This window comes from Pelagicoccus sp. SDUM812002 (genome assembly GCF_031127835.1).
Classification (GTDB): Bacteria; Verrucomicrobiota; Verrucomicrobiia; order Opitutales; family Opitutaceae; genus Pelagicoccus.
On record NZ_JARXHX010000003.1, the window covers coordinates 220,758 to 241,991 of the forward strand.

Annotated in this window: 21 protein-coding genes; 9 read left to right on the forward strand and 12 right to left on the reverse strand. The window is 51.8% G+C overall.

Annotation, left to right across the window (positions count from 1 at the left end; genetic code table 11):
- The first annotated feature begins 71 nt into the window (after positions 1-71).
- The 7 genes from lipA (at position 72) to QEH53_RS06485 (ending at position 6,644) form a co-directional block, all read left to right on the forward strand.
- On the forward strand, positions 72-953 hold the full coding sequence (gene lipA, locus QEH53_RS06455) for a lipoyl synthase (RefSeq protein ID WP_309022331.1): 882 nt from the start codon (positions 72-74) through the stop codon (positions 951-953).
- A gap of 42 nt (positions 954-995) precedes the next feature.
- Positions 996-1,457 (forward strand): RidA family protein, encoded by a 462-nt coding sequence (locus QEH53_RS06460; RefSeq protein WP_309022332.1) that lies wholly within the window; start codon positions 996-998, stop codon positions 1,455-1,457.
- Between the two features lie 617 nt (positions 1,458-2,074).
- On the forward strand, positions 2,075-2,851 hold the full coding sequence (locus QEH53_RS06465; RefSeq protein WP_309022333.1) for a DUF3450 family protein: 777 nt from the start codon (positions 2,075-2,077) through the stop codon (positions 2,849-2,851).
- Positions 2,852-2,890: 39 nt separating this feature from the next.
- Positions 2,891-4,288 (forward strand): MotA/TolQ/ExbB proton channel family protein, encoded by a 1,398-nt coding sequence (locus QEH53_RS06470; RefSeq protein ID WP_309022335.1) that lies wholly within the window; start codon positions 2,891-2,893, stop codon positions 4,286-4,288.
- 92 nt (positions 4,289-4,380) lie between these two features.
- A complete protein-coding gene (locus tag QEH53_RS06475; protein ID WP_309022336.1) occupies positions 4,381-4,788 on the forward strand; it encodes a biopolymer transporter ExbD in 408 nt (135 codons plus the stop codon).
- A 12-nt stretch (positions 4,789-4,800) separates the two neighbouring features.
- Positions 4,801-5,211 (forward strand): biopolymer transporter ExbD, encoded by a 411-nt coding sequence (locus QEH53_RS06480; RefSeq protein ID WP_309022337.1) that lies wholly within the window; start codon positions 4,801-4,803, stop codon positions 5,209-5,211.
- Positions 5,212-5,246: 35 nt separating this feature from the next.
- A complete protein-coding gene (locus QEH53_RS06485; protein ID WP_309022338.1) occupies positions 5,247-6,644 on the forward strand; it encodes a tetratricopeptide repeat protein in 1,398 nt (465 codons plus the stop codon).
- Between the two features lie 124 nt (positions 6,645-6,768).
- Here the strand turns inward: QEH53_RS06485 and uvrB are convergent, their stop codons facing one another.
- The 8 genes from uvrB to QEH53_RS06525 form a co-directional block, all read right to left on the reverse strand.
- The gene (gene uvrB, locus QEH53_RS06490) at positions 6,769-8,772 is read right to left on the reverse strand and encodes an excinuclease ABC subunit UvrB (RefSeq protein WP_309022339.1); all 2,004 of its coding nucleotides are present in this window, start codon (positions 8,770-8,772) and stop codon (positions 6,769-6,771) included.
- A gap of 23 nt (positions 8,773-8,795) precedes the next feature.
- Positions 8,796-10,067, reverse strand: a complete 1,272-nt coding sequence (locus QEH53_RS06495) for a dicarboxylate/amino acid:cation symporter (protein WP_309022340.1) — start codon at positions 10,065-10,067, stop codon at positions 8,796-8,798.
- Between the two features lie 103 nt (positions 10,068-10,170).
- Positions 10,171-11,571, reverse strand: coding sequence for a hypothetical protein (locus QEH53_RS06500; protein ID WP_309022341.1), 1,401 nt, complete (start codon positions 11,569-11,571; stop codon positions 10,171-10,173).
- A 9-nt stretch (positions 11,572-11,580) separates the two neighbouring features.
- Positions 11,581-12,183 (reverse strand): adenylyl-sulfate kinase, encoded by a 603-nt coding sequence (cysC, locus tag QEH53_RS06505; RefSeq protein WP_309022342.1) that lies wholly within the window; start codon positions 12,181-12,183, stop codon positions 11,581-11,583.
- A gap of 55 nt (positions 12,184-12,238) precedes the next feature.
- Positions 12,239-12,919 carry a tetratricopeptide repeat protein gene (locus QEH53_RS06510; RefSeq protein ID WP_309022343.1) on the reverse strand — a complete coding sequence of 227 codons (681 nt, stop codon included), beginning with the start codon at positions 12,917-12,919 and terminating at the stop codon, positions 12,239-12,241.
- Between the two features lie 61 nt (positions 12,920-12,980).
- A complete protein-coding gene (locus QEH53_RS06515) occupies positions 12,981-13,799 on the reverse strand; it encodes an ABC transporter permease subunit (protein WP_345785703.1) in 819 nt (272 codons plus the stop codon).
- Positions 13,796-14,659: an ABC transporter ATP-binding protein gene (locus QEH53_RS06520; RefSeq protein ID WP_309022345.1), complete on the reverse strand. Its 864-nt coding sequence runs from the start codon at positions 14,657-14,659 to the stop codon at positions 13,796-13,798. The genes QEH53_RS06515 and QEH53_RS06520 overlap by 4 nt, the downstream gene beginning before the upstream one ends.
- A 2-nt stretch (positions 14,660-14,661) precedes the next feature.
- Positions 14,662-14,946 carry an acylphosphatase gene (locus QEH53_RS06525; RefSeq protein ID WP_309022346.1) on the reverse strand — a complete coding sequence of 95 codons (285 nt, stop codon included), beginning with the start codon at positions 14,944-14,946 and terminating at the stop codon, positions 14,662-14,664.
- 184 nt (positions 14,947-15,130) lie between these two features.
- On the opposite strand from QEH53_RS06525, the gene QEH53_RS06530 reads away from it, so the two are divergent.
- The gene (locus QEH53_RS06530) at positions 15,131-15,784 is read left to right on the forward strand and encodes a hypothetical protein (RefSeq protein ID WP_309022347.1); all 654 of its coding nucleotides are present in this window, start codon (positions 15,131-15,133) and stop codon (positions 15,782-15,784) included.
- Between the two features lie 59 nt (positions 15,785-15,843).
- Positions 15,844-16,656 carry a hypothetical protein gene (locus QEH53_RS06535; protein ID WP_309022348.1) on the forward strand — a complete coding sequence of 271 codons (813 nt, stop codon included), beginning with the start codon at positions 15,844-15,846 and terminating at the stop codon, positions 16,654-16,656.
- Positions 16,657-16,686: 30 nt separating this feature from the next.
- Here the strand turns inward: QEH53_RS06535 and QEH53_RS06540 are convergent, their stop codons facing one another.
- The 4 genes from QEH53_RS06540 to QEH53_RS06555 all read right to left on the reverse strand — a co-directional run bounded on the left by QEH53_RS06540 (position 16,687) and on the right by QEH53_RS06555 (position 21,125).
- Positions 16,687-18,315, reverse strand: a complete 1,629-nt coding sequence (locus tag QEH53_RS06540; protein WP_309022349.1) for a response regulator — start codon at positions 18,313-18,315, stop codon at positions 16,687-16,689.
- 87 nt (positions 18,316-18,402) lie between these two features.
- The gene (locus tag QEH53_RS06545; protein ID WP_309022350.1) at positions 18,403-19,245 is read right to left on the reverse strand and encodes a universal stress protein; all 843 of its coding nucleotides are present in this window, start codon (positions 19,243-19,245) and stop codon (positions 18,403-18,405) included.
- Positions 19,246-19,259: 14 nt separating this feature from the next.
- Entirely contained in the window at positions 19,260-20,540 is a 1,281-nt protein-coding gene (locus QEH53_RS06550) for a glucose-1-phosphate adenylyltransferase (RefSeq protein WP_309022351.1), read from the reverse strand.
- Positions 20,541-20,783: 243 nt separating this feature from the next.
- A complete protein-coding gene (locus QEH53_RS06555) occupies positions 20,784-21,125 on the reverse strand; it encodes a hypothetical protein (protein ID WP_309022352.1) in 342 nt (113 codons plus the stop codon).
- Between the last annotated feature and the right edge of the window lie 109 nt (positions 21,126-21,234).

A 21,234-nucleotide genomic window follows, 5' to 3' on the forward strand; every position in this document is an offset into this window, starting at 1 on the left:
GCGGGGCGATTGGACCCTCGGAGCATTTGAGGGTTGAGTTTTCCACAGTCCGCCTAATCTCCTGAGACCTTATGACTACGCGTAAGCCAGACTGGCTCAGAGCCAAACTGCCTAGCGGCAAGCAATACAGCGCTGTTCGCAAGCTCGTCGACGACGGAGGGCTGCACACTGTTTGTCAAAGCGCCCAGTGCCCAAACATGGGGGAATGCTGGTCCCGCGGGACCGCCACCGTCATGATTCTCGGCAACGTTTGTACCCGCTCCTGCAATTTCTGCGCGATCCAGACCGGTCGACCTACCGAATACGACATCGGCGAACCTGCCCGCGTGGCAGAAGCGGTACACACCATGAACCTTAAGCATTGCGTCATCACCTCCGTGACCCGCGACGAGCTTAAGGATGGCGGAGCCAGCGTCTGGGCAGCGACAATCCGCGCCATACGGCATCGCTGCCCGCGCACCGCAATCGAGGTGCTGACCCCTGACTTTCGAGGCAAGACTGACCAACTGGACGTCGTGCTCGATGCGGAACCAGACATCTTTAACCACAACGTGGAAACGGTCGAGCGCCTGCAAAAGCCCGTGCGCGTGCAAGCCCGCTACGAGCGCTCGCTCAAGATGCTGGAACACGCTGCCAAGCGTGGCTTCGTCGCAAAGTCTGGTCTGATGCTCGGACTTGGCGAAGAAAAAGAAGAGGTCCAACAAGCCATGCGCGATCTCCGCGCCATAGACGTAAAGATCCTGACCCTCGGCCAATACCTCCAACCAACCAACAAGCACCTCCCCGTTGAACGCTGGGTGACGCCTGAAGAATTCGCTGAATACAAAGTCTTCGGTGAATCGATCGGCTTCACCAAGGTCGAGTCGGGGCCGCTGGTTCGGTCCTCCTACCACGCCGACGAGCAGTCCGCCCACTTCACGGGTGTCGACAAACTCCGGGCGGAAGCGAGCTAGGAACAAACATCCCAACCGTCGAAGAGCTTCACATACTCCTTTATGATCGATAAGATTCTGACCAAACTCGAAGCCCTCGGACTATCGCTCCCCGTTGCGGGGGAAGCCAAAGGCAACTACCTACCTTACACCATCAGCGGTAATCTCCTCTCACTCTCCGGAAGTCTGCCCATCAAGAACGGTGCCATCATTTCCGGACGTATCGGCGGCGACCTCACCATTGAGCAAGGATACGAAGCAGCACGCTGGTGCCTCCTCAATGCCCTCGCTCATGCTCGCGTGGCGACCAACGACTTTGCCACCTTTGGACGCATCCTCCACATCGACGGATTCGTAAACGGCGTGGATGGATTTACCGACGCTCCGAAGGTGATCAACGGAGCTTCTGACCTGAGCGTGGAGCTCTTTGGCGAAGCTGGCCGTCACACACGAGTAGCACTCTCCTCCAACGGACTTCCGCTCAATTCCGCGGTTGAAACGAGATTGCTCATCGAAATTGCCTGACCGTTAACTTCAGGACAAGGCCCCTTTCGCTCACGGCCATAATCGAGTCCGCAAAGACTGATCTGCGCGTGCCGAATCGCATCAAGCGAGCCCAGCTATTTTTGAATACATCCGAGATCACCATCCCTACCAATCCCCATGCTTAAAGGTCTCGTAAGCCTCCTCTCATCCAAAAAATCGCGGGAATTAGCGATTAACACGGATCTTTTCCGCCAGATAGTTGACAAAGACATGCTATTCCTACAAGTGAAGGAATTAAGAGTGCGCTAAAGACTTGCAGAAACCCCGAGGCATCGCCTTTTTCTTCAACTTTCGTACCACCCAAATCCCCTTAAGTAACCCGCAAAACGTTTGATTCTAGAAACCACCACCCCTGAAAAACCCGTCCGGATCCCCTCGGGAAACGACATCGCTGGAGAAAGCGTTACCTCAGCTCTCTAGAACGCGACCGTGTTACGACCCAAACCCCTTACGCCCGTTTTTATCCTCTCCCCAGACCGAGTGTCGTTCTCTCCTGCACAAGAAGCAGCTTCACTCGGGCACAACCCACAATCTAAAGTTTCAAGACTAAGACTAATAGCTATAGAAAATCCTTACGACTAAACGTAGACCGTACTATGACTAAGAACAAAGTAGTAATGTTAATCGCCGCAGGTATCGCACTTGCAGGCCCAGCGGCGCTCAGCGCAGCCCCAGAACTCGCAGAAACGCGCTCAACCCTGAAAGAATGGGTTGAACTGAAGAAAATCGTTTCCGAGGAGAAGAATAAGTGGGTCGTTGAGAAGCAATCTCTCAACGAGTCAATTAATCTCCTGAAGGACGAGATGAAGAAGATCGAAGAAGCGATCGTCGAATACGAAGCAGAGGCAAGCGACGCCGACAAGGTTCGCGAAGACCTCACGAAAGAAGAGGCTGAACTCAAGGCAGCCTCCGCTATCGTCAAGAATTCGATCGTAGACCTCGAAGCTGAAACGCTAGACATCGTTTCCTACCTGCCAACTACCCTGCAGGACAGGGTTTCGATCCTCACTCAGCGTATCCCGAAGTCTAAGCGCGAAATGGAAGCCTCCACGTTGTCCGCCCGCGTCATGAACGTCATCGCTATCCTATCGGAAGTGGAAAAATTCAACAGCCAGCTCACCGTCGTGAACGAAATTCGCGAGATCAAGGGCGAACGCGTGCGTGTTGATACTCTCTACATCGGCTTGGCCGTTGCGTACTACGTAGACGGAACTCGCAGCGAAGCGGGCTACATGATTCCAGCAAAGGACGATTGGAAGCGCTTCGAAGACAACACTCTCGCAGAAGACATCGCAGATGCGGTCGCCATGCAAAAGCGCGAAGCAACAGTACGCTTCGTCGACCTTCCCATCTCCATCACGGAAGTCGAATAAGCTCGTACTCGAAACCACTTCAAAAGGATCAATTTTTAGATGAAGACTTTGAAATTCACAACAATCGCAGTGGCCGCCCTCATCGCAGCCGGTACAGCGAACGCACAGAAGACATTCGCTCAGGTCACAGCCGAAGCGAAAGCCGACCTAATTGCAGCAGAAGCTGAACTCTCAGCTCTCCGCGAAACCATCGCCACAGAGAAGATACCACTCTCCAACGAGTTGACTCGTCTCGAGAGCGAAGTACTCGAAGCTCGTAAAGAACGCGACGAGAAGAAGTCCGTCCGCGACAATCGCGACCTTTCCCTCAGCGATCTCCGCAATAAAGTTAAGTTGCACAGCGACCAGAATGTCTACCTCCGCAACACGATGGCTGCTTACGTCAAGCAGTTCTCCACTCGCATCCACGCCGCGGAACTTCAGGAATACAAGGAAATCGCTGACGAAGCAGAACACCTCGCGGAAAACGAAAGCGCTAGCGACTCCGAGAAATTCACCGCTCAGCTCGAGGTCGTAAATGCCTCACTCGAGCGCATCCGCAACATCATGGGTGGTACCACCATCGAGGGTGACGCTCTTGGGAAGAACGGCGTTCAAGTCAGCGGCACCTTCGTACTCGCAGGTCCTTTCGCCTACTTCGGCGACGGTGGCGAAAACGTAGGCTTCGCAGAGGGTGACCACACCAACATCGGCTACCCGCTAGTCGTCAACCGTGGCGTTCCCGAGGATGTGATCGCGACCATCGCAAACCTCACTGCCAATAAGTCAGGCATGCTCCCAGTTGACCCGACCGAAGGCGATGCGCTCAAGCTCGCTCTGGTAGATGAAACCCTCATCGAGCACATCAAAAAGGGTGGCGTAGTTATGATCCCACTACTCGGCATGTTCTTTGTAGCGATTCTATTATCCGTTCTCAAGTTCTTCGAGATCAAGTCTGTCAAGAGCCCGAAAGCAGGCACGCTTCAGCGTATCCTCGACAGCCTCAACTCCGGCAACAAGCAGCAAGCTCTTGAAGCGGCTAACTCTGTTGACGGTCCTTTCGGTGATCTTCTCGTCGCTGGCGTCGAACACGCTGACCAGGACAAAGAACTTCTTGAAGAAGTTCTCTACGAACGCCTTCTCGCTGCTCAGCCGAAGCTTGAACGCTTCATTGCCTTCATCGCCCTCACTGCAGCAGCCTCGCCGCTCCTCGGCCTTCTGGGTACGGTTACAGGTATGATCGACACGTTCAAGGCGATCACGGTATTCGGTACTGGCGATCCAGCTACCCTTTCGACCGGTATCTCCGTGGCTCTTATTACCACCGAGTATGGTCTGATCGTCGCGATCCCATGTCTTCTTTGCCAAGCGCTGCTCACACGCATCGCCAAGGGCAAACTCGGAGAAATGGAACAAGCTTCCGTGGCCTTCGTAAACGGTCTCAACAGCCAGAGGTAGAAGATCAATCTGACCTGAGTTCATTTTCTGGCGGTTCGCCCGTCGCGATCGCCTAGAAACACCAGGAATCAACCAGAAGGAATTAAACGACCATGATGAAAAATAAGAGAGCCCGTTCTGCGGGTGAAGCAGCTGATGATATCAACATCTCCCCGCTGATCGATATGGTGTTCATTCTTCTGATCTTCTTCATAGTAACTACTGTTTTCGTAAAAGAGCCAGGCGTGGATATCGAAAAGCCAAGCGCCATCAACTCCCTCGACCTGCCGAAGAACGTAATTCTGATCGCCGTAACGGACCAGAACAACATCTTCTACGGCGGTAGAGACTACGGGCTCGGAGGCATTCGCTCCCAAGTTCGCAGAGTTCTCGCAGGCAACGAAGAATTCCCAGTAATTATCCAAGCGGATCAGAACGCAAACGCCGGGACGGTTGTCCGTCTCGTGGACGAGTGTAAGCTGGCCAAGGCCCGCCGCATCTACGTTTCAACAGTGAAATAGACCGGAAGAGAAATGAGAAACCGCAGAAACTTAAACTCGGGCGACGATACAACGGACATCAACATTTCCCCGTTGATCGACATGGTATTCATTCTCCTGATCTTCTTTATCGTCACGACGGTGTTTGTTGACGAGTCTGGTCTGGCCGCTAACACGCCAGACCCGACCAGCAATCCCCAAAATGACGAAGATAAGGAGCTCGTGAGCTTCCTCGTTCGCGCCAATGGCGAGGTTATTTACAAAGACCGAGACGTGGGACTGGGAGCCGTTCGCGGCATCGTCCAGCCCGCGATGCGCCAAGATGAACACCCGATCACGGTAAACGTGGAGCCCAACGCCCCCATGTACCTCGTCGTCGCAGTGATGGACGAAGCTGAATCCGGCGGAGCCCCACAGGTGACCATGAAAGCCGTATCCGAATAAAACCAACCATCAATATTTAAAGAAAAGCAGTTAAAATGATTAGCAGCAAAACAATCAAAATAGCCGCCACAGGCATTCTCTGCCTGGCCGGCGCAGCGTCGCTGTCAGCGCAGTTCAAGACAGACGCAGAGTTCTGGAACCAACCCCACATCGCAAAAAGCTTCGCGGCTTCTTACGGTGTGCTAGCCAAGACAGAACCTGACCTCGAAGAAGAGGAACAAGTAATCGTAAAGCAGGTGCTGACTCTTCTCCAAGAAAATGGAGACAAGGATATGGCACTGAGCACTATCCTCAACGCACTTTCAGCCGATCCAGAAGCAACCGCAGCTTTCGACTTCATCGCAGCCAACTTCTACGCTGAGAAAGGCGACCTGAAGAACGCGATCAAGTACTACGACAGCGCCGCCAAGAAGCATCCTAGCTTCCTTCGCGCAGTTCGCAACGGAGCGATCATGAAGGTAAAGGAAGGCCGATACGAAGCCGCCTTAAAGGACTTTACTAAAGCGATTGAACTAGGAGCTAAGGACACCACCACTATGGGTCTACTTGGACTTTGCTACGTCAACACCGGCAAATATTTCTCCGCAGAAACAGCTTACCGTGAAGCAATCGTCCTGGATCCAAACGTCAAGGATTGGCAGGTCGGACTCGCAAAGTCACTTCTCCAGCAGCGTAAATACGAGGAAGGTATCGCGGTGCTCGAGCAGATCCTAATCGATGATCCGGAAAACGATATCCTCTGGTCAAGCGCGGCAAATGCGTACCTCGGACTTGAAGACGCAGAAACCGCTGTCGCCATCCAGGAAATCGTCGATCGCCTCGGTAAGTCGACACCTGAGTCGCTCATCTTCATGGGCAACATCTACATGTCGCGGAGTCTCAACGATCTCGCCCTCACCTACTTCCAGCGTGCAATCCAAAAGGACCCTGAGCAGGACCCAGACGTTTACGTATCGGTCGCGGAAACGATGACCGCTCGCGGTACCTACGATCAAGCGGTCCAGGTTATCTCCGACATCGAATCCAGTTTCGCGGATAAGTTGTCCGACGACAACAAGCTCTCGATCCTACGACTCGAAGCCCAGATCGGGCTTGCTACCGGCGGCGGCGAGAAGGTTATCCCCACACTCGAAGAACTCATCGAACGCGACCCGATGGACGGCCAAGCCCTCCTTCTGCTCGCAGAGTTCAACTCAGGCAAGGGAACTACCGATGGCTACTCACGTGCTGACCTCTACTTCGAGCGCGCCACCAAGGTTCGTGAATGGGAAACGCGGGCTCTCATCTCTTGGGCACGTTCCTTCGTATCTCGCGAACGTTTCGGCAAGGCGATCCCGTTGCTCGAGCGCGTACAGGTCATCGATCCACAGGACCACATCGGTCGCTACCTCGACCAAGTCCGCAAGGTCTACATCGCGTCTCAAGGCCTCTAGGTCTCGATTATTACAATTTGTTCTTAGTCAAAATTTCAGCGGAGGCTTCGGCCTCCGCTTTTTTGTGAACTGATTTCTGGAGCGAGAATTTCCACCTAGTCCGCCGCAGTCGGTTCAATCCCCCTTAGCGACGCCTTTTGCGACCGTATCCAGATTTAGATGACTGTGTCGTAGCTCCTCCCGATTTCAAGGAGTCAATCTGGTCTCTCAGCAAGGCCGCCTTTTCGAACTCAAGTTTCGCAGCAGCCTCATCCATTTCGATCGTTAACTCGTCAATGACAGCTTGCACGTCGTCGTCTTCACCGACCATAGACATCACTGCAGCTTCTTCTTCCTGAAGTTCACGCAAGCTCTCCTGATCTCCGCGGTTAACACTTTTTGGCACAATTCCATGGGCCTGGTTATACTCAATTTGCTTGGACCGACGGTAATCAGTCGTTTCCATCGTCCGGCGTATCGAATCTGTAATGACGTCAGCGTAGAAGATAACGCGTCCTTTCTCGTGTCTAGCCGCTCTGCCAGCAGTTTGCACCAAGCTGGTCTCACTACGGAGAAAGCCTTCCTTGTCTGCATCGAGAATAGCCACGAGAGCGACTTCAGGCAGGTCCAATCCCTCTCGTAAAAGGTTGATACCAACCAAAACGTCGAATCGGCCTGCCCTCAGCCGTCGTAATATTTCAACTCGCTCTAGAGCGTCGATATCGGAGTGTAAGTACTCAACACTGATACTTTTCTCACGGAGGTAAGCGGTGATGTCTTCGCTCAAACGCTTGGTCAATGTAGTAACAAGAACGCGTTCTCCTGCTTCGATCGCTTTTCGAATCTCGGCAACCAAATCCTCAACCTGTCCCTTCGTAGAGCGAATTGTGATGACTGGATCAAGCAGTCCCGTCGGACGGATGACTTGCTCCGCGATGACCTCGCTTTTTTCCTTCTCAAACTTCGCCGGTGTCGCAGTCACATAAATAGTCTGCCCAGTAACTTCCATGAACTCCTGGAAATTCATTGGCCGATTCTCGAGGGCCGAGGGCAGACGGAATCCATGCTCGACCAGAGTCGTCTTGCGCGAACGGTCCCCCGCATACATAGCACCAACTTGAGGTATCGTTACATGGCTTTCGTCAACGAAGGTCAGAAAATCCTTCTGGAAAAAGTCGATTAGACAAAAGGGTCGTTCCCCCGCCCTTCGCCCTGACAGGTGCATGGAGTAATTTTCGATTCCGTTACAAAATCCGACCTCTTGCATCATTTCCAAGTCGTAGTTGGTGCGCATGGAAATTCGCTGCGCTTCGAGCAACTGTCCTTTTGATTCGAAATCCGCTACTCTCTCCTTGAGCTCGGACTTTATCACATCCACTGCACGCTCCATCTTCTCCTTCGTCGTAACGAACTGGTTTGCTGGATACAGATCGAAACGGTCCAGCTCCTGGATTACGTTTCCAGTTAGCGGGTCAAATTCCGAGATTCGCTCAACCTCATCTCCCCAAAATTCAACCCGTAATCCCTTCTCTAAATAGGCGGGCATCACGTCCACCACATCGCCTCGAACTCGGAATCGGCCTCGCTCTAGGTTGATATCATTTCGCTCGTACAAAATCTCCACCAAGCCATTGAGCATGTTGTCGCGGCCATATTCGTCTCCAACGCGCAGAGGAATCATCAATTCCTTAAAATCGTCCGGCGAGCCCAGTCCGTAGATACAAGATACACTGGCGATCACGATTACGTCGCGGCGACTTATCAGGCTGCTCGTAGTTGATATGCGAAGACGATCAATTTCATCATTAATAGATGAGTCCTTCTCTATGTAAGTATCCGAAGAGGGAACGTAAGCCTCGGGCTGGTAGTAATCGTAGTAGCTAACGAAATACTCGACCGCATTTTCTGGAAAGAAGCGCTTGAACTCCGAGTACAGCTGAGCCGCCAACGTCTTGTTGTGAGAAATAATCAACGCTGGCCGATCCAAGTCAGCGATCAGGTTCGCCATGGAAAAGGTCTTCCCGGATCCGGTCACCCCCAAGAGCGTCTGGTACTTGTTGCCGGCACGCAGCGAACTTAGCAACGCATCGATAGCCGCAGGCTGGTCTCCCGTCGGCTTGTAGTCTGAATTGAGCTTAAACAACCCCATCGCAGCGTCAACGAATCCGTTGATCAGGAAACTGCATCTGGATCTGAATTGAAGCGATCCTCATCGAGCTGACCTTCGCTCTTTGCGACAATGCAAGTGACCGCCGCGTCGCCCGTCACATTCACCGCAGTTCGTAGCATGTCGAGCAAACGATCTATCCCTACAATCAAGCTAATTTTTTCCACAGGTAAGCCGACCTGATTCAAAACCATGGCCAGCATGATAAGACCAACTCCAGGGACGCCGGCCGTGCCAATGGATGCCAGAGTGGCAGTGACGACAACCATCAGTATTTGACTCAAGCTGAGATCAATTCCCGACAACTGAGCAATAAACACGGTTGCGACTCCCTGCATGATTGCAGTGCCATCCATATTGATCGTCGCTCCAAGAGGGATTGTAAACGAAGCGGTTGAGTTATTAACGCCGAGCTTCTTCTCCGCTGTTTCGAGAGTTACGGGCAAAGTCGCGTTGCTACTTGCAGTGCTGAAAGCGAAAATTTGAACCTTATAGAAATTCTTGAGGAACTGAATCGGATTCAGACCGCTCATGACTTTCAAAAGTACCGGGTATACAACTACAGCGTGGATTAGGAGAGCAAGGATCACCAAAAGAAAGTACTTCCCTAATTCAATAATGGCGGCAAAGCCCTGGTCCGCAAAAACAATGGTAATCTTTGCGAAAACGCCGAACGGGGCGATCAACATTAGCACCAATACAAGGTTAAGGATGATTTCGTTTAGATCCGAAAAGAAGTTCAAGACCCGTTGTCCTGATTTTCCGGATACTACCATTGCAAGACCGAACAAAATCGCAAACACGATGATTTGCAGCATATTTCCCTCCGCCATCGCACTCACCGGATTTGTGGGGAACATATCCGTGATCACTTGCCAAATCCTCGGCGCTTCCGTAGCCACATAGTCTTCCGTGCCAGTTGGATTTACACCGATACCTGGTTTGAAAACGAAAGCTAGGAGCATCGCGATGGTTATCGCTATGCAAGTGGTCACCATGTACAAGCCAACCGTCTTTAGCCCGATCTTGCCCAGTTTTCTTACGTCATCCATCGCTGCGGTTCCACAGACTAGAGAGACGAAGACTAAAGGTACAACAAGCAGCTTTAGGGACCGGATAAAGATATCACCCACCACCCCGAGAGCTCCGTTGAGAATCTGATCCCTCATAAATGCGTTCTCCTGCAAGCCGAAGAAGTTCAAGGCAATGCCAAAGACCAGGCCTATGACCATCGCGACCAGAATGTTTCGAGTGAGTTTTGAATTTGAAATTTTCATTGGCAAACAGGGTGAAGAAATGGCGGAGCGTAAAGCTGCTACAATGAAGCGGCAACACACCACCGCTTCAAAGCAATTAAGCTGTCCCCAGCTATTAGTGCGCCTAAACGCCTAACACTTTCAACAAACCACTCCAGACGCCCTTCCAAAAGCGGGATGCCTCCGTCGCTTCTTCCGCTGAGATCTCTTGGCACAAGAAAGCGCCTCGTCCTCGAAACACGTCGTCGAAGAGTGGATTGAAACCTCGAAAATACCCCCAAAAAGTCTCCGCTCGCACGACACCGTATCCAAGATCTGGAGAAAAGCCGATGGTTGCGATTTGATTGGATCTACGCCCTTGGTTCCTTTCCGTATCCATTCTTTCAAACCGCACACCTCGGATTCCCGATACAATCAAAGAGCAGTCGCCTTGGAAAACGAAGTATCGAAATTGAAACGTTAGCCACGCTTGCGGGTGAAACAGCCTCCAGCGTCGCTCGATCCGAACTGGCGATCCTTTTCGCGACACTAAGCCAGCGATGCTACTAGGGCGGACTACCATTTGCCCGCCTTCTGGAATTTCGACAACTGCGACCTCCAGCTCGGCTCTTCGCTGTGGTGATACCGTCACTTGTCCCGCGCCACCCTCCGGAGCTGTCAATTCCACCATCTCCACCAGTCCCGCTGCCAAGCACGTGGCTGGAATCTTCCAATCTAAGATGAACCGAGTCTTCCGGCGTAAACTCTCATCAGAAGCCTGCAGGTAGGATTCCTTCACCCAAATACGTTCTCCCTCAGCGAGACGAATTTTTGCCGAGACTCCACCATCACCTAGGCTTCCAGCTGGTAGAGCCTTGTTGACGAGACGGATCGGCCCAGCAAGCGATAGGAGCGGCGCCCATATGAAAAAGGCGAAGAGTTTCCAAGCGATCGGAACGAAAATGGCAGCGACCAAAGCTACGACCAAGTAGGGCTTCATTGTCAGCCACGCCTTTTCTAGGTGCTCGACAAAACTGGAACTCTCACCTTCTAAGGCACCGATTCGAGACTCTAGCGACTTCGCTTCCTCGCTGTACGAAATGCGGTTTACGCGCAACTGAGACTGTTCGTTCACAAAGACCTTTCTATCTTCCAGCAGCGAAGCCTTTTCAGCCTTCGCCTTTTGCAGCTTTCGTTCGCTCTCCGCACGCTCAGCTGAGCTCATCGTAATCAGTCTTTCGATACGATTTAGAATCCCGTCGAAGTATTCGATCACTTGATTGGCCGCCGCGATGCGCTTACGCGTTTCTTCGATATCCTCGCCAAGCTCGATCAGTCGAGTATGGGCGGATTCGAGTTCTGCATATACTTCGGTCGCCCGCTCCTGAAGATCTGCGAGCTCCGAAACTCGGTTCCCTTCCGAACTATAGCTCTTTTCGACAAACATCCAAAAAGCGAATACGCCAACCGCCAGCCCCGCCACCACCGCCAAGACAATCCCCTTGCCTAGGAGCCACTTGGCAAGTTTCAGCAGGATCAGCGGCATGAGCGTCGGTTATTCGGCACGTTCTACTCGAGGGGAAACAAAATCGACAAGCGTTTGTAGCGACTCCTCTACCGTTTGGGACTCTGTCTCGATGACGAGATCGGTAACCTTCGGCTCCTCGAACCCCGAGTCCTTTCCGGTGAAATTAGGCACAAGCCCTTTTTCCATTTTCGCATAGAGTCCCTTCACATCCCGTTCCTTGCAGGTTTCGAAAGATGCCTTCACGTAAACTTCAACCAAGTTATCTTTGCCGATGATTTCCCTCGCCATTTTTCTTAACTCCTCGGTTGGCGTGATGAAGGAGTTGAGCGTAACCATCCCCGCGTCGGCAAAGAGCTTTGAAACCTCCGCAATACGCCGGATGTTTTCTCGCCGATCGTCATCAGAGAAACCCAAGCCTGCATTAAGACCGGTGCGAATATTGTCTCCATCCAAGACGTACACGTGTTTTCCCTTTTGATGGAGGGTCTTCTCCAGGGCGATCGCCAACGTACTCTTTCCGGAACCCGAGAGCCCGCAAAGCCAGACAACCTTCCCTTTTTGTCCCAGCGAAACCTCGCGGTCAGTTTGCGTGAGTAATCTGTCGGAAATGGGATGTAGATTTTCGTCCATAGTCTGCCCAAATACTCCAGTAAGCCAGCTAGAGGGCAAGCCAAGAGAATGCACCTCACGAACCGGCGTCGAGTTTCCCCTTCAATTCTTCGATACGTTTAGAGACAAAGGGTTTCAGAGCCGTGTGATCATCGTCGGAAAGCGTCGCGTAATGGCTTTTCAGATACTCGTAAGCTTCTCTAACCTGACCGTTCTTGACTAGGACCTCCGCATAAACGCGACAGATGTGGTTCGGTACGGATTCGATGGCGACTGCCTGTTTGAAATAAGCTAAAGCTCGATCGAAGTCTTCCAAGCGCCGCCAGCTAATGGCGGCCTTCTCCACCAAGATAGGAACCTCCTGCGATAGTCGCTCCGGCGCTTTGTCTAGAAACGCCAGCGCCTGTTCGCCGTACTTTTTACGAATTTCCAATCCCTCTGGAGTTGTGAAAAGGGTATTCATCAACTCGTCTCCCACCTGCCAGACCGGCATGTCGTTGGCCAAAATGCGGGAGCCATCGATCCAAAAATAGATCGAGTCTGGATTGAGGGAAACGGCCAGCATCATTTTCTGCGCGACTTCCGACTTCAGCCGGTACCGCCAGTCTCCGTACATGCTGACCCAAACCAAGTTAGCCGCGATGTTACGATATCCCCCCAAAGCTGCCAACGTGATCCCTTGGCCTAGTCCTACCGACAAGGAAACCAAAGATTCCTCTGCCTGCTTGCCCGTAAGAGTTTGAGTTGATCGACGCAAAGGTTGCGTCAACAGGCCGACTAGAAGCGACGTGCAAAACCAAATGCAAAAAAGGCGAAGCTTAAAATTCACGGTGCTTCAAGACAAGGGCTGCCAAACTTCCGTATAACACAGTGTAAACCAATGCATAGCAAACAAGCCCTGCTATGGAAATCGGAGCGACGCCGGCTCCTTCAATAACTTGGGTACCGAGGTCAAAGACTCTTAAATCAGGAATGAGGAGCGTGAGCAATTTGAGCACGCTTTGACCGAACCCCTCGCCCCATTGAGCAACAAGCGAGCCTCTCAGTTGGCCGATGACCCAAACGAAAAAACCCATGAAAACCGCAAACATCGAAGAGCTCGCGTATCCCGAGAAAAAGGCGGTGATGCTAGCAAGAACCATCAGGCGAAAGCACTGAACACCCGCAAAGACCAGAACTCCGAGATAGCTCACAGAATGATCCGCTCCCAAAGTCTCGTCTGTCAATTCAGGCAACTGCTGCTCGCGAATAAACAGAGCAAGGAGCAAGGCCACAGTGAGAATTGCTACAAAGGAGCAAATCGTCAACCAAGCGCCCAGCAATTTGCCGACGAGAAACTCCCCTCTGCGAACCGGTTTGGAGAGAATAGGCAAAATGGTACGGTGCTCTATTTCACCAAAAAGGAGCTGGACAGTCGCCACTACGGTGACGATCGAGCCTAGCAAGGTCATGGCCCCAAAACCAAAGTCCGCGATGAAACGAAGCTCCGAGCTACCGAGATTGAACTCCTGAAAATACAGCCCACCTGCAAGGGAAACAACACCGCTCACCGCTAGCAGTAAAAACAGACGCATACGGATCGCTTCCCGATAAGTGTTGCCCGCTATCGCCGCAATTCTACTCCAAGCACCTTTCACGGAGCTCCTCCGCTTTTGTCGTCTGCAATGACGAGTTTTCGAAAGATATCCTCCAAATCATCTCCGATAGAAAAGGCCCTACCGCCTTTGCTCTCCGCCAACCGAGCGATCTCGTTAAGATCCGACTCCGTTAAACCATCGATTGCTAGTCGAGAATTTCCTCCTCCAGGCAACAACGTCTCAATACTTCCAGCCGCCAACAAACGACCTCTGTTCATAATACCGACCGCATCACACAAGCCTTGCACCTGCGTCAGCAAATGAGAGCACAATAAAACCGTCTTTCCTCGCTCTCGAAGACTACGCACGAAGACTCCGACTTCCGACGCCCCCACCGGGTCCACTCCGGCAGTCGGCTCATCTAGAATCAATATTTCAGGATCACCCAACATCGCCTGGGCAAAGCCTAAGCGCTGCAGCATACCCTTCGAGTAGGCTCCGAGCTTCCGATCAATCGCATCTGCCAAGCCAAATTGGGACAGAAGCGCAAAAGACTGCCGTTCCAGATCTGTTTTGGGGATTCCGAGCAAGCGGCCGAAAAAGCGAAGAAGCTCACGACCCGTGAGAAACTTGTGATAGTAGGGTGCGTCCGGTAAGTAGCCAATCCGCCTCCGTACTGCTGGATCCTTTGCGGACCCGCCGAAGATCTGAATCCCGCCACTTGATGGCTCGGACAATCCCAACAACATGCGAATGGTCGTGCTCTTGCCCGAACCATTTGGGCCGAGAAGTCCGAATACAGAGCCCTCAGGTATGTTGAGCGTCAACTTGTCTACCGCTCTCAGGTAGTGCCCCTTCTCCATCAGGGGGAAGTCCTTTGTCAGCTCGGAGAGCTGGATGGCTTGAGGAAATGGTTTCAAAACTAAGCGATCCTAAAGGTGGTAAAACGCTTGGGACGCACTCCTTCAGAGGTTTCTGTTTTGCGGATGTAAGCGTCGAGTTCGTCATCGACGCTTGCTAACATCTGTCGACACTCTTTCTTGTCTCCCTCAATTTCCAGCTCTACTCGTCCGTCGGCTAAGTTTTTTACAAAACCCGTCACCTCATATCCCTTGGCGAGCTGAGCAGTTGAGTACCGAAAACCCACCCCTTGAACATGACCAGAAAAGTAGGCCGTCAGATAGAAAATCGAATCCGGATCATTCATAAGCCCCTAATAAACAGTCATAAACGGAAGATACCAGCGAAAATTAAGCATCCAAACCAAAACCGCGTATCGACAATTTTGTTAATAACGCATTGGGAATAATAACTACCAATATTAAGTTGCATCCGAGAAATGCCATTCTTACGTTTCGGCGTCTTTTTTAAAAAGCCTGTCAACGAACCGAATGGGAAACTACGAGAGCGACGCGAATCCTAACAACGAGTGGGAAGAGAGCTGGGAATCCACTTGGAACGAATTCAACTGGGAGCAATACCTCCAGTCTGAATCTGACGAAGTCAGAAAGTACCAAGCAATTTACAGCAAATTGATCCGCAGTTCTAACCGGCTCGACGAGGTTGCCCTCTACATGGGCTGGCAACCGCGCGCAGAGAATGTTGAGCAGGAAGACGAAGCCCTGCCTCAATCCGAGGCTCCCTATACGCTTCACCGTCATCCCCTCTTCGTCTCCAGCAAAGCACTGCATGGGTGGCTCGTAGAGCAATGGGGGCGGCGTGTAGCCCTAACGCCAGAGGCGGTAGACGCGGCGAAAGCACTTTCTTACCAGACTTCACTTACAGAATCAGACTACTACGGATTGCTCGCCGTAACCGCATTGGATATGGAAGACTTCGCCTTGGCGATCGCCTACTTCAAGCGCGGCATGGTGTCCCTTAACACCGCGCTTGGCATGCTGTCCGAATTTGACTCCCTACAAATCGAATCCGTTTCTCTCTACGCGAAACATGCTCGAATTCGACTCTTCGATATTCGAGAAATTTGGCTTCGAGTCACTTCCGATTGTCGAGCGACGATCGCGAGAGGCTCCGACGAAGACTAGGCTACGCCCCACAGCCTTTTTACCGTCCTCCCACCCGACCACCGATCCACCTTAGTAGCATGACTCTCAAAAAGTTCAGGGTCCCGCGCTTGTCGCAGGGCTCCTTCTCTCCTGAGCGCCGCCTCACGCGCTCACTCCTCCGAAAAGCGGCAACTGGCAACGTTCATGCCTACGTGCAGGCCACTTCTTCGTACTCAAACTTCGTCTCCGAGTACCTCTATCTCGCCGGACTGACCGACAAGTCCGAGAGGCATTTCGAGATCAAAAACGTCCTTGCCGACTGCTGGCGGTACCTTCCATACACCCGCCGGGTCTCAGATTTCGAACGCTTCCTTCAGGTCCGTCTGGAGCGCTATCAAGCCTCGTCTAAACCCAGGTTCGCGGCTCCCCATGACTCTATAAACAAGCTGAGCCACGAGGGACGCTTCCTCCTAGCTTCCAGAATTCTCAACAATTGGAGCCACAAATCCGTGCGACTCGCTCTGAGAACCAAGAAGAAGGAGCTCTCTGACTCACTCATGCGCCTCCGTTGCCTTCTCACTGGAGTCGAAGCAGAGAAGCTCACTTGGGTAGAACAAGCTCAGATTATGCGAATTAGCGAACTCCTCGAGGGCGGCTTCTCCAACAAGGACTGCCGCAAGATCGAGAAAGAAGTAAGCGGACAATACCATGCCCTGCAATTTAAGGCCGACTGGCTCAGCTACCGTTGCGAACTCGCCAACCTTAGCTCAGAAATGACGCTCGCAGAAGAAGAGCTCGCTGAACTCAATGCCTCGATAATCGACCTAATAAAAGTTCAGCCGATGGAAAAGCCACGGCTCTACGACAGCTTGGTCAACCAAATTTCCTTTGTTCGCTTGCCACTGCTCTAACAGCTCGAGCGAGATAAGGTTTAAATCATCTCAGACCTGCTTGGCCCGGCAGTAATAATTCACTGCACCAAGGAGCGTCTCTTTTTTGACTGGTTTCGCTAGAAAATCATTCATTCCAGCTTCGAAACACAAATCCCGATCGTGAGCAAAAGCGTTCGCCGTTAAGGCGATTATTGGCGTCCCACGATTCATATGATCAGCTGGAAATGCTCGTATCCGCTTTGCTGTTTCAAATCCATTCAACTTTGGCATCAGACAATCCATAAAGATTAGGTCGAAGTCGATTTCCTCGACTCGCTCCAAAGCTTCCAGCCCATTTGATGCCACGTGTACCTCATGCGTTGCACGCTCCAAGAGTGACTCGATAACGTGTTGGTTGATACGGTTGTCTTCGACGATCAATATCCGAGCATTTTCCACGACCTCGGTAGTCCTCGAGAGATCCAATTCCTCGGCCACCGGACTTCCAGCGAAATAGGGAATCCAAAATTCGAATACAGATCCAGAAGGCATATTTCGCTCGTAAGTCAGCTCGCCGTCCATCAAAGAAGCAAGACGCTTGGATATCGCCAGACCTAGGCCTGTTCCCTTCTCCTCCAACCCGGATTCCGCTTGGCTGAAAGCTTCAAACATTCGCTCGAAGGACTTTGGGTCGATGCCCATACCGGAATCAACCACCGATAAGAGCAAGCCCTCCCGATCTCGATCTTGCATCGCGATAGTCAAAGAGACTCCGCCCTCATCTGTAAACTTGAGTGCATTACTCAACAGATTCGCGACAACCTGCCTTACGCGAACCGAGTCGCCTAGAACGAACTGAGGAACATCAGGTGCTATTACTAGCTCGTAGCGCAAACCCTTCTCTTTAGCTCGCGCTTTGAAAAGTGAGTGAGTGGCGGTGCAAGCGAAGATAAAATCGAAGGACTGCAACTTCACATCAAGCTTTCCTGCTTCGATCTTCGAGAAGTCGAGTACGTCATCAAGGATCCTTACTAAGGACTCGCCTGACAGTTTAATCATTTCGATCTTTTCTTGGATTTCTCGTCCGAAATCGTAGCTCAATAAATCATCGGCCACCGCTAAGACTCCATTCATCGGAGTCCTGATCTCGTGGGACATGGTGGCTAGAAAGTCCCCTTTCCTAGCACTGAGCAATACTGCGGAATGCGTTGTATCCGAGTTCTCGGATAACCTCTCCAGAAACGAGAACCGAGACCTCTCCAGCTCCGCCAGAGCTTCTGTACGGTCATTATTGAGTCTCTCTATCCAGTCATCGAAAGACTCCATTCTACTTTCGAACGCTCTCTCAAGATCGCGCAAGAGCGGGTTTTGCAACTCTTTGGAAACCGAGCTGCCTTGAGTCCCTTCGCCTTGTAAGCTCGTCTTTAAGCAATCGATGTCTCGTTCGAGCTGTCGGGCGTAGTTGACGGAACAATACATTCCAAAGGCAGCCAGTAACGAACCAATCCCGATGCTCAGCATGCTGGGCGGAGAAAGCCTCCACTCTTCCGATACCGCAAGGGATTGTTCCGTCACGACTCCGCCTTGAGGAGGATCTGTGGGCCAGGCAATGGGGCTCGATACAGTTAACCACAATGGGACTGCGATCAATGCGACTCCCGCCAAAGCAAGTAGCCAGTATCGTATTTGGTTTCGCATTCCCGTGTTCATCGAATCAGAGCCTCGCTCGCAAACAATTGCAAAAACCATGCAAATGCAAATGCAGGCACAAGAACTCGGCCAGACCTAACGAAAGAGCAGCGTCGGCAATCGGCAGTCGCGAAGTATTTCTGTCGTCGTGCTGCCAATAATGAGATGGCGGATCTTCGAATGACCATATGCACCCATTGCGAGCATACCAATGCCCATGTCTTTCGCGTATTCCGACAATTCCGGAGCTACTGCTCCATGCAGCATTTGACAGGTTACTTTCAACCCAGCTGAGCGCAATCGGTCTTCCGACGCTTTCAACTCGTTTAGTACACCTGATTCGTCGTCTTTCTTTGAAACGCTGACAAGATGAAGCTCAATGTCGGAAAAGCAGATCGAATTGCAAAAATAGTCTATGGCAGCATTGCAGCTCTGTACGTTTTCATACGCTAAGAGCACTTTGTCCACCGGTTGGAAAGATCGGGATGCGACCAAACAGGGCTTGGTCGAGGCCCGAACTACGCGTTCCATGGTAGAACCGAGATGCTCCGCCGCAAAGTTCGCATTCTCTCCACGCTTTCCGATTACAATAAGTTCCGCCGACTCTTCTAACTCGCTAAGTGAATCGACAAGGAACCCCGTTTTGTGGATACGCGATATCTCTCCTTCGTAACCAGCATTCCGCACTATTGTCTCCGCACGCTCTAGAACGAGCGTCGCTTTCTGCTCCTCCAATTGCTGCAGCTCTCCCATGATCGACTGGTAAGGCTGCAGTCCGAGGCTGCCGCTGAGATCGGCGACGAATGGGATTTCGAATTGCCGCAGATCAGTGACATAGACGATGTCGATCGACGCCTTCATTCGATGTGCGGCCCAAGCTGCATATTCGCAGCAACTTTGCGAATACTGAGAGCCATCAATGCAAACGAGAATCTTCATCGGAATAAGTTGGGTTAAAAAACGGTGTTGGATGGGACGCTGGTATTTTTGGTGACAATCACCACTCCGTCCCGAACGAACACTCCATTTTTCTCAAACATATCGGGTTTACCTTCGGGATTCAGCTTCACGTTGTCCCCGATTCGAGCACCCTTATCGATGATAGCGTTTTTGATCTCACAGTTGAGCCCCACCCCAACATCGGGGCGGCCGAGTTCCTTATTTTGGCGGCGATCATCGGCGCTCTCGAATTCATCCGCTCCCATCATGATGACGTTCTCGAGTCGAGTGCCTTCGCGCAGAACCGAGCGAATGCCAATCACGCAACGCTTGAGGTAAGAGTCCGTAATGATACATCCATCGCCAATGATCACATGATTGATGGAGCAGCGGTTGATCTTGCTCGCAGGAAGGTACCGAGCACGCGTGAAAATCGGTCGGCCACGAGAGAAGAAATTGAACTGCGGCATCGGATCCGCAAGTTGAAGGTTTGCATCGAAAAAAGCCTTAACGGTTCCGATGTCCTCCCAGTACCCTTCAAAGATTGAAGCCCTCAGCTTAGAGGAACCGAGCAATGATGGAATGACCTCTTTGCCGAAATCCGTCATCGAATTGTCAAGCGCGTCGATCATGGTCTTGCGGTTGAAAACGTAAATCCCCATCGATGCCAAACAGCATTCCTTAGCGTTGCCCGTCTTCAACGTTCCAGCTATGTTTTCCGGGATCTTGAGACCTTCAATAACGTTAGGGTCGGTCGGCTTTTCTACGAACTCCGTAATCTCCAAGGATGCAGAAACGCGCATTAGACCAAGCCCCTTGCAATTATCAGCAGGAAACGGAATAGCAGCGACCGTGACTTCAGCATCGTTCTTTATGTGCTCAGCGATGATCTTGTCGTAATCCATTCGGTAGAGCTGGTCTCCCGAGAGGATAATCACGTAATCATACTCGCTGTTGGTAAAGTGATGGATGTTCTGGCGAACGGCATCCGCGGTGCCTTGGTACCAGCTATCACCTTTTTCCGTCTGTTCTGCTGAGAGTATGTCGACGGTACCACCAGCGAAAGGATCGAACCGATACGTTTCCTGGATATGCCGATGCAACGAAGCCGTGTTGAACTGCGTGAGCAGGTAGATGTTATTTATGCCCGAGTTAAGGCAGTTGCTGATGGGAATATCGACCAATCGGTACTTCCCAGCTAATGGCACCGCAGGTTTGCAGCGCTCCTTCGTGAGCGGATAGAGGCGAGAGCCACGACCACCTCCCATAATTACGGCAATTGCTTTCTTTTGCATGATATTCTCTAAGCGTATTTGGAATCAACGACTTCCTATCGTTACCGTATCCAGCTTCGAAGAGTTCACAACCACAAAACCTAGAACGCTTTGTGAATTTAAGAAGACAACAAGAACTACCTCCGCCGGATTGAAGGCAGAGATAGGTATCTTGTTTCGCCTCCAAGGGGCCTGACCCGTTGCCCGCTGCCATATGCAGACAGGAATCCAAGCCACCACCGGCCAGAGCAGAGAGATTGCCGACTAGACGGCATTAATTCGATCGCAAACAAGCTTGGCAGCCGTCTTCACAGCGCTTCGCGTCGAGCGAATTTGCAACCATTCAAGTTGTGTCGTCAGGATCGCCTTCACGTTAAGACGTAGATCTTTATTTGTTCCGGGCGTTTCAATCTCAGGCAGTCCAGCTAGCGAGCGAATCTTTTGGATGTTTGTCAGCTGAAACAGCATGAAATCTCGAATGCTCACTCGTCCGTCGGCGTTGACGGGACATCCTGCATCGATCGACAGCTGCACCCAACCCCGCGAACATTTCAAGCGAGCGGCGATTTCGTCTATCGACAACGGGTGTTCGTCAGCTTTTTGCATAGGGTTTACATTAATTTTAAGTCTCCACCTGTAAAGACTTAGTAAACAAGAATACTCTCTAGGGGATCCCCTGAAACGAAAAAGGCAGCGTTCCCACAAAGGGAACGCT